The following is an 8383-nucleotide window of genomic DNA, read 5'->3' as shown; positions in this document are numbered from 1 at the left end:
GTGACCGAGCGCGATGGCCCCGCCGTGGATGTTCACGCGATCCCATGCCCACTCGAGCTGATCGCCGTCGGCGAGCGCCTGCGAGGCGAACGCCTCGTTGGCCTCGATGAGGTCGTAGTCGTGGATCTGCGTGCCGGCCTTCTTCATCAGCTTCTTCACGGCCTCGATGGGCGCGAAGAACAGCTCCTTGGGCTCCACGGCGCCGGTCGAGTAGGCGTTGATGCGGGCCAGGATCTCCAGCCCGTGCGTCCGCGCGTACTCCTCGCTCACCACCACCACGGCGGAGGCGCCGTCGTTCATGGACGACGCGTTGCCGGCCGTGACGACGGGATCGGTCACGTCCTTGGGCGCGTCCTTCGTGAAGGCGGGCTTGAGCTTGCCCAGCGACTCAACGGACGAGTCGGCGCGCGGACCCTCGTCCGCGTCCACGACGGTCGTGCCCTTGCGGCCGGCGATCTCCACGGGGACGATCTCTTCCTTGAACTTGCCGGCCTGCGCGGCAGCCACGGCCTTCTGGTGCGACTGCACGCTGAACTGGTCGGCCATGTCGCGGGTGATGCCGGCCTTCTTGGCCGTGTACTCCGCGTGCCCGCCCATGTGCACCTCGCAGAACGAGCACCACAGGCCGTCCTTGATGAGCCCGTCCACCATGGTCTGGTCGCCGAACTTGACGCCGTTGCGCATGCCGTAGACGTAGAACGGCGCGTTGCTCATGGACTCCTGCCCGCCCGCGATGACCACCTGGCTGTCGCCGGCGCGGATGGACTGGGCGGCCAGCATCACGGCCTTGAGCCCGCTGCCGCACACCTTGTTGATGGTGAGCGCGCTGACGGTGCTCGGCAGGCCGGACTTGAGGACGGCCTGGCGCGCGGGGGCCTGGCCCACACCGCCCTGCACCACGTTGCCCATGATGACCTCGGCCACGTCGGCCGTGTCGATGCCGGCGCGCTTGACGGCCTCGCGGATGGCGGCGGCGCCCAGGTCCGGCGCAGAGAGCGACGACAGCGCGCCCAGGAACTTGCCGATGGGCGTGCGCACCGCGCTCACGATCACGGGCGTGGTCTTCGGGTCTCGTGCGATATCGATCATCGGTTCCTCGAGCGATGGAAGTTTGGCCAGCCTCTGTCCAAAAAACGTACCTTCGTCCCTATCCTGCCCTGCCCCTCCGGCCCTTCAACTCACGCACTCACGCACTCGCGTCGTCCAACCGGACGCCCTTGCCTTCCGCGACGGGGGTGCCCCACGCGGTGAAGGGATCGTGCGTGCTCACGAGAAGCCAGCGCTCGTCCACGGCTCGCCCCAGCAGCGCCCGCTTGCTTTCCAGCGTCACCAGGGGCTCTACGTCGTACCCCATGATCCACGGCAGCGGCAGGTGCGCAAAGGTGGGGATCACGTCCGCCAGAAAGCAGGCCGTCTCGCCGCCGGAGCGGACGAGCACCGACTGGTGGTGCGGGCAGTGGCCCGGCGTCCGGTACACCGAGATGCCGGGGACGATCTCCACGTCGCCTTCCACGAGGTTCATCCGCCCCACCGCCATCACCGGTGCGTAGTTGTCCGGCAGGTAGCTGGCGGACGTCCGCTCGTTCGTCGTGTGCGCCCACTCCCACTCGCCCTTCTGGACGAAGTAGCGCGCGTTGGGAAACGACACGCGCACCTGCCCCTCGGCGTCGCGGTAGGTGTTGCCCCCCGCGTGGTCGAAGTGCAGGTGCGTGTCGATGACGACGCCCACGTCCGCGGCAGAGAACCCCGCCTGCGCGATGAGCTCCTGGAGCCGGTCGGGATACCGCGCGTCGGACGACGCGTTCTCCACCCCGTAGATGTCCAGGAACTTCTCGTTCTCCTTGTTGCCCAGCCCCGTCTCGATCAGCACGAGCTCGTCGCGCGTCTCCACGAGCAGGCAGCGCAGCCCCAGGGGGATGCGGTTGCGCGCGTCCGCGGGGATGCGGCGCTCCCACAGCGGCTTGGGCACCACGCCGAACATGGCGCCACCGTCCAGCCGCTGCAGCCCCGCCTCGATCGCGTGGATCGTGAAGTCGCCCAGCGTTCGGCTCCGCACGCCGGCGGAGAGCGCGGCGATCTCCCTGGTTTCCGTCACGCGACCTCCATGGATTGCGGCTTTGCCCGGCGCTTGCGCGACGCGCGCGGCTTGCGCTTGCGAAGCATTCCCTGCAGGCCGTCCCAGTCCGTCACGCCCTGGTCCTCCAGCATGTCCAGCAGCCGCAGCAGCACCTTGGCCGTGGCGACCGCGTCGTCCAGCGCGCGGTGTCGATGCTCCACCTCCAGGCCAAACCAGTGTGCCAGCCCGTCCAGCGAGCGCGACGGCAGCTGCGGCAGCAGGCGGCGCGAGAGGCGGACGGTGCACAGCTGACGCCCACTGAGCGTCATCCCCGTGGCCAGGCTGAGCTCGTGGCTCACGAACCGCCAGTCGAACGCGGCGTTGTGGGCCACGAACACGCAGCCTTCCAGCGCGCTGGAGACGTCGCGGGCCACCTGCGCGAACCGCGGCTGGTCCGCCACCATGGTGTTGCTGATGCCCGTGAGCGACGTGATCATGCCGGGAATGGGCCGCTCGGGGTTCACCAGCGTGCAGTACGTGTCCGCGATGCGGCCGCCCTCCACGCGAACGGCGGCCACCTCCGTCACGCGATGCCCGCGCGTGGGGGTGCCGCCGGTCGTCTCCACGTCCACCACCACCCACCGCTCGTCCCGCAGCAGGCGCACGGGCCCCGCCGGCTCCGCCTCGTCCGTCCCCGCGTCGGCCCGGCGCGGGCGGGCGACGGGAGCGGACGCGACGGACCACACGCCCTGCGCGTCCACCGTGAAGCGCGCGTCGCCGCCCAGCAGGGTAAAGACGGCCGCCGCGGCGGCGCCGGCCCCGCCCGTGATGCCCAGCACCCGGTGCGCGACCTCCACGGAGGGCAGCGGCTGAACGGAGAGCACGCGCAGGGCGCGGTCCGTGAGCGAGCCGTCGCGCTCCAGGCGCACGTTGTCCAGCGGAAACATCAGCTGGCTCACCAGGCGTCGTCCCGGCAGACGGGCATGGTCATGCAGCGGCCGCCGCCGCCGCCCCGCACCAGCTCGGCGCCCTCGAAGGCGATCACGGCGCGGTCGTCCTCCTCCACCTCCGTGGCGCCCGTCAGGAAGTCGATGGCATCCACGACCTTGAAGCCCTCGCGCTCCATCTCGCGCATGGTGGCCTCGTTGCGGCTGTAGCCCAGCACCACGCCGGGGCGCACCGCCACGAAGTTGCACCCGCTGCTCCACTGCTCGCGCTCCTGCCGCGTGGGGTGCTGCCCGCCGCACCAGATGGGCTGCAGCTCCATCCCCACCTGCTTGAGGGCAGAGAACACGTCGTCGTACGCCTTGACCCCCGCGTCGCCCGGCCGGTAGTGCAGCACCGGCAGACGGGACGGGCCAAAGAAGTACGGCGGGTAGACCACGCAGTGCGTGCGGTCCACCATGGTAAAGATCATGTCCAGGTGGATGGCCGGGCTTTCCGTGGGCAGCACGACCAGCAGGACGTGGTCGATGCCCGCCTTGTCCTTGAGCCCTTCCACCAGCCCCTCGATGGCCGCGGGGCTGCTGCGCTCCGACAGGCCCACCATGGCCAGGTCGGGGCGCAGGATGAGCACGTCGCCGCCCTCGATGGTGTAGTCGCTGCGCAGCTCCTCGGTGCCGTCGTAGATGAAGCCGCCGTTGCCCAGCATGGGGTGATAGAGGAAGAGCGCCTTCATCAGCAGCTCCTCCGTCCAGCGCACGGCGTAGCGCATGGCGCCGATGATGACCCCCTCGTTCACCACCATCGCGGCGTCGCGGGTAAAGAAGAGGTTGGGCAGGGGCGGCAGCTCGTAGCTCACCTTGTGCAGCAGCTTGCTCACGGGCCCCTGCGGCGCCTCCTTGCCCTCGATGAAGCGGGCGATGAGCGCCTCGCCGGGCATCTCGTACAGCTCGCCGCCCAGCGGCTCGGACGACGCCACTTCCATCACGCGGCCCACGAGGTACTTGCGCACCTCCGGCTCGTCGACGATGTCGCGGAGCAGGTCGCGCACGTCCAGCACTTCGGAGAAGCGCGACAGGATGGCCCGAAAGCGCTGGTGCTCGCGGCGGGCCTGCTCCAGGTCGATGATGTCGTCGTACAGGTACTGCTCGCGGTTGCTGGGGGTGACCGCGAGCAGCTCCGGACCGGGCGTGTGGCAGATGACCGTGCGCAGACGGCCGATCTCCGACGTAACGCGCACCAGGGGGCGCCTGGACTGCTGATTCGTATCGCTCATAGACCAAAGAGTATAGCCAGACCGCCATTTCCGGGCAACGGAGGCGGGACGCCGCAGTCCCCAACGGAGCGATTGCGTGCATCGTGCACGGTCCGGATGAACGGCCTTTCTCACGCAGAGGGAGCAGAGGCAGCAGAGTACCCCAGATCGGCGCGGGCCCGGCACTCTGCCCTATCGCTCCGTTCCCGCGCAGAATGGTCGCCTGATGTCAGCCGGCGTGAAAAAGCCGGCCCCGTGATCGGAAGCCGGCCATCCCGGTGCAGTTGCAGGCTGTTCCCTATTCCCTATTCCCTATTCCCTGCCCCCCAGCGCTCACCGCGAACGCCAGCCCCTCCAGCTCCAGCGTCACGTCCACGTTCTTCAACGCCACCCCGCGCGGAACCTTGAGTCGCGCCGGCGCGAAGTTCAGGATGCCGCGCACGCCCGCCTTCACCAGCCGGTCCACCACCTGCTGCGCCGCGTCGGCGGGGACCGCCAGGATGGCCATGTCGATCTCCAGGCCGCGCACGGTGGATTCCATGGCCTCGTCGGCCAGGATGGTCAGGCCGCCCAGCTCCGTGCCCACCTTGCCGGGATCCCGGTCGAACACGGCGCGGATGTCGAAGCCCCGCGTCTCGAAGTCGCGGTAGCTGAACAGGGCCGAGCCCAGCTTGCCCGCGCCCACCAGCGCCACGCGCCACGACCGCTGCAGCCCCAGGATGCTGCGGATGCGCGACAGCAGTTCGTGCACCGAGTAGCCCAGCCCCCGCTTGCCGAACGAGCCAAAGAGCGACAGGTCCTTGCGCACCTGCGCGCTCGTCGTGCCGCCGCGGTCCGCCAGCTCCCCGCTGGAGATGGTCTCGGCCCCGGCGGCATCGGCCTCCTGCAGCAGGCGAAGGTAGAGCGAAAGCCGGCGCACCGCCGACTCGGAGATCTTTTTCATGCAGCCCGCTGGACACGATCCACGGACGGCGAGCCCTGCCGCCGCCCCGGCTTGTGAAATTCTTCACAAGATAAGCCGGGCGACCCCCACCGTCAACGCGCGGGCGAATTCATTTCGTCTGCCGCCACCGGCGGCACGGCTTCCCATTCTTGCCGCCCGTTTTCCCGCCGCCGTTCGCCCATTCTGCCCATCATCCGAGCCCGAAGCCCGCGCCGGACCGTGCTCCGGGACACGCCGTTCTCCTTTGGACCGCTCCCGATCCGCCACGTGCGGCACTTTGTTAAGTCCCCGTCTTCCCGCAACTTAGGTGATTCTCCATGCTTTACAGATGGACACGCCGAGCGTATATATCGAGACGAGCATCGTCAGCTACCTGGCCGCGGATCCCAGCCGTCACCCGGTCACCCTCCGCAACCAGCAGCTGACGCATGCCTGGTGGGCAACCCGCGAGCGCTACACGCTCTACACATCCAATGCGGTCGTCGGGGAGGCGAGGGACGGAGATTCCCGTATGGCGGCTGCGCGACTGGCACTGCTCGATCCCATCACGATCCTGGCGGAGAACGCGGAAGTCCAAGCCCTCGCTAGCGCTCTCCGTCACGGCATTCCACTGCCCGCGCGAGCACATGCGGATGCCGCGCACGTGGCGATCGCGGCGGTGTACGGACTGGCGTATCTCCTGACGTGGAATTGCAAGCACATTGCAAATCCGAAGCTGATTCCGAGAATCGCGCGGATCTGTTCAGCTTGGGGTCGTAACGCTCCCGTCCTGTGCACTCCCGCACAACTCCTGGAGGATTAGCGATGTGGGAAGATCCGATCGTTGCTGAAGTCCGCAGGATCCGCGAGGAAATTTCCGCCGGGTTCAACCACGACCCGGACGCTTACTTCCGCCACCTCCGCGAGATGGACGAGCAGGCGCGGGGCAGCGGGCGCACGGTCATCTCCACCCCGCCTCCGAAGCGGCAGCGGAAGGAGCCCGATGCAGCCTGAACGCGATGAGTGCCCGGACGACGACGAAGGTCCGATCATGGCCGAGCTGCGAGCCATCCGGGCGCAGCTCCTCGCGGAGTTCAACGATGACATCGCGTCATACACCGCGCACATCATTGCCCACCAGGAAGAGAAGAAGAAGCGCGGGTTCAGATACACATCGCCGCCTTCACGTCGTCCTGAAGGCTGCACGCGCGAAGAGGCTTGGCAGTGACGGAAAGCCCGACGGAGCGCCTAGTCCTTGGGCGCGGCGGAGGTCGCGGCGCGGAGGGCGCGGGCGAGAGTGATGAACTGCTCGGGGGGGAACGACTCGGGGCGGGCCTGCATGTCCATTCCCGTCTCCGCCGCCAGCGCCTCCACCTGCTCGGGCGAGAGGTGATAGGCATCGCGCAGGATGCGTTGGAACTGCTTGCGACGCTGGCCAAAGGCGAAGCGCGTGAGCGTCCGCAGCGCAGCCTCGTCCTCGGGGGGGAGGCGCGGCGGATCGTGCGGGACGATGCGGATGACGGCCGATTCCACGTCCGGCACGGGGCGAAAGGCGTTGCGGCCCACGTTCATCACCCGCTCCGCGTCGGCGACGGCGCGCACGCCCACGGCCAGCGCGCCGTACGTCTTGCTCCCCGGCGGGGCCAGGATGCGCTCGGCCACCTCCTTCTGGATCATCAGCACGATCTCGCGGGGGCGCGGCCGGCGCTCCAGCATCCCGAACAGGATGGGCGTGGTGATGTTGTAGGGGATGTTGCCGATGACCTTGAGCCGCGCGGGATTGGCCGAGACCTCCTCCAGCGGCACCTGCAGCACGTCGCGGTGGATGACCGTCACGGACGGCGTGTCGGCGAACTCCGCCTCCAGGCGCGCGGCCAGCGTGTCGTCCAGCTCCACGAGCACCAGCCGCCCCGCGCGCCCCGCCAGGTGCCGCGTGAGCGCGCCCTGCCCGGGCCCGATCTCCATCACCTCGTCGTCGGGGCCGGGAGCGAGCGCGTCGACGATCTTGCGCTGGATGTTGACGTCGACCAGAAAGTTTTGCCCCAGCGACTTCTTGGCGCGGGGCGGCTGGCCGGGATAGGAGGGTCTGGGCACGGGAGCTAGAAGCGCACGACGACGGCCGTGCGGTCGTCCGGGGGTACGTGGGTGGCCTCGCCGGCGCGCACGAACAGGCGCTCGATGACGGACTCGGGCGCCTCGCCGCGAAGCCGGACGGCCTCGTCCACCAGCACGCGCTCGCCCTCGATCTCGCCCGCGTCCAGGGCGTCGCTCAGCCCGTCCGTGAAGAGAAAGAGCAGGTCCTCGCCGGCCGACCACGCCGTCGTCTGCTCGCCGTAGGTGTCGCGGTCCACGATGCCGAACGGCGGGTCCGTGGCGTCCAGCCGCTCCGGCCGTCCGTCGCCCGTGATGCGGAACGCGTGGCCGTGGCCGGCGTTGCTGTAGGTGAGCGTCCCCGCGGCCGGGTCGATGACGCCGTAGAACAGGGTGAGGTACATCTCCGTGTTCTCCAGCTCGTCGATGACCGCGCGGTGCGTGCGGTGCAGCACCTCGGCGGGGGCGTCGCCCTCGGAGGCGTGGATGGCCACGGCGCTGATGGTGAGCGCCATGATGAGCGCCGCGCCGAACCCGTGGCTGCTCACGTCGCCGATGAGCACGCCCAGCCGGCCGTTGGGCAGCCGGAACAGGTGGTAGAAGTCGCCGCCCACGGACTCGGCCGGCACGCAGCGCGCGGCCACCTGCGCGTAGTCGGCGAAGCCCTCCACGGCGGGCAGGAGCTTGAGCTGGAGGTCGTGCGCCAGCTCCAGCTCGCGGTCCAGCCGCTGCTGGCGCAGGCTCTCGGCGATGAGCCGGTTGTTCTCCACCGCCGCGCCGATCTGGCTGGCGATGGCGGACAGCAGCTTCATGTCGCCCGCGCTGAACCCGTCGTTGCCGTTGCGCCCGATAAGGTTGATGACGCCTACCGTGCGCGTCTCCCCCTCCGGCGGGGTGTAGCTCACGGGGACGGAGAGGAACGAGCCCCGCTGGCGCTCGCCCCCGGCGCACTGGTCGCGGTAGTACTCCTCGCCCGGGGCCAGGATGACGGGGCGCGCGTCGCGAAAAACGGCGGCCGTCACGGAGCAGGGGTCGTCCACCTCGATGGGCGCCGTCTGCCCCTCCCCGCCGTCCGCCGCGGCCAGGACCAGCCGCCGCGCGTCCGCGTCGTGGACCC

The 8383-nt window shown here is 69.4% G+C and carries 10 protein-coding genes; 3 read left to right on the top strand and 7 right to left on the bottom strand.

What is annotated here, in order from left to right; genetic code table 11:
* The 5 genes from VFZ20_RS06110 to VFZ20_RS06090 all read right to left on the bottom strand — a co-directional run.
* Nucleotides 1-1089: thiolase family protein (locus VFZ20_RS06110; RefSeq protein ID WP_329682954.1), on the bottom strand; the 1089-nt coding region annotated here is incomplete at its 3' end.
* A 97-nt stretch (nt 1090-1186) separates the two neighbouring features.
* A complete protein-coding gene (locus VFZ20_RS06105; RefSeq protein WP_329682953.1) occupies nt 1187-2095 on the bottom strand; it encodes an MBL fold metallo-hydrolase in 909 nt (302 codons plus the stop codon).
* Nucleotides 2092-3015 (bottom strand): 3'-5' exonuclease, encoded by a 924-nt coding sequence (locus VFZ20_RS06100; RefSeq protein WP_329682952.1) that lies wholly within the window; start codon nt 3013-3015, stop codon nt 2092-2094. Before VFZ20_RS06100 ends, VFZ20_RS06105 begins: the two co-directional genes overlap by 4 nt.
* Nucleotides 3012-4274 (bottom strand): arginine deiminase family protein, encoded by a 1263-nt coding sequence (locus VFZ20_RS06095; RefSeq protein WP_329682951.1) that lies wholly within the window; start codon nt 4272-4274, stop codon nt 3012-3014. Before VFZ20_RS06095 ends, VFZ20_RS06100 begins: the two co-directional genes overlap by 4 nt.
* A 277-nt stretch (nt 4275-4551) precedes the next feature.
* Complete coding sequence (locus tag VFZ20_RS06090) at nt 4552-5196, bottom strand: redox-sensing transcriptional repressor Rex (protein ID WP_329682950.1); 645 nt, start codon at nt 5194-5196, stop codon at nt 4552-4554.
* 328 nt (nt 5197-5524) lie between these two features.
* Between VFZ20_RS06090 and VFZ20_RS06085 the strand changes: the two genes are divergently transcribed.
* Genes VFZ20_RS06085 through VFZ20_RS06075 form a run of 3 tightly spaced genes read left to right on the top strand, consistent with a single transcriptional unit; the run spans nt 5525 to nt 6403 of the window.
* A complete protein-coding gene (locus VFZ20_RS06085) occupies nt 5525-5998 on the top strand; it encodes a hypothetical protein (RefSeq protein ID WP_329682949.1) in 474 nt (157 codons plus the stop codon).
* A 2-nt stretch (nt 5999-6000) separates the two neighbouring features.
* Nucleotides 6001-6189, top strand: coding sequence for a hypothetical protein (locus tag VFZ20_RS06080; protein WP_329682948.1), 189 nt, complete (start codon nt 6001-6003; stop codon nt 6187-6189).
* Nucleotides 6179-6403 (top strand): hypothetical protein, encoded by a 225-nt coding sequence (locus VFZ20_RS06075; RefSeq protein ID WP_329682947.1) that lies wholly within the window; start codon nt 6179-6181, stop codon nt 6401-6403. The genes VFZ20_RS06080 and VFZ20_RS06075 overlap by 11 nt, the downstream gene beginning before the upstream one ends.
* Before the next feature lie 20 nt (nt 6404-6423).
* Here VFZ20_RS06075 and rsmA read toward each other — a convergent pair whose 3' ends face one another.
* Together rsmA and VFZ20_RS06065 are read right to left on the bottom strand one after the other, a co-directional pair.
* On the bottom strand, nt 6424-7269 hold the full coding sequence (gene rsmA, locus VFZ20_RS06070) for a 16S rRNA (adenine(1518)-N(6)/adenine(1519)-N(6))-dimethyltransferase RsmA (protein ID WP_329682946.1): 846 nt from the start codon (nt 7267-7269) through the stop codon (nt 6424-6426).
* Between the two features lie 5 nt (nt 7270-7274).
* Nucleotides 7275-8383 (bottom strand): GAF domain-containing SpoIIE family protein phosphatase (locus tag VFZ20_RS06065; RefSeq protein ID WP_329682945.1); only part of this gene is annotated, 1109 nt, incomplete at its 5' end.

It is taken from the genome of Longimicrobium sp., assembly GCF_036280135.1.
Classification (GTDB): domain Bacteria; phylum Gemmatimonadota; class Gemmatimonadetes; order Longimicrobiales; family Longimicrobiaceae; genus Longimicrobium.
The sequence above is the reverse complement of the archived record's forward strand: the minus strand, read 5'-3'. Positions and strand labels throughout refer to the sequence as shown.

Coding starts and splice junctions, on each gene's coding strand:
- VFZ20_RS06080 (WP_329682948.1), top strand. CDS start 6,001: ATGTGGGAAGATCCGATCGTTGCTGAAGTCCGCAGGATCCGCGAGGAA.
- VFZ20_RS06095 (WP_329682951.1), bottom strand. CDS start 4,274: ATGAGCGATACGAATCAGCAGTCCAGGCGCCCCCTGGTGCGCGTTACG.
- VFZ20_RS06090 (WP_329682950.1), bottom strand. CDS start 5,196: ATGAAAAAGATCTCCGAGTCGGCGGTGCGCCGGCTTTCGCTCTACCTT.
- VFZ20_RS06075 (WP_329682947.1), top strand. CDS start 6,179: ATGCAGCCTGAACGCGATGAGTGCCCGGACGACGACGAAGGTCCGATC.
- VFZ20_RS06085 (WP_329682949.1), top strand. CDS start 5,525: ATGGACACGCCGAGCGTATATATCGAGACGAGCATCGTCAGCTACCTG.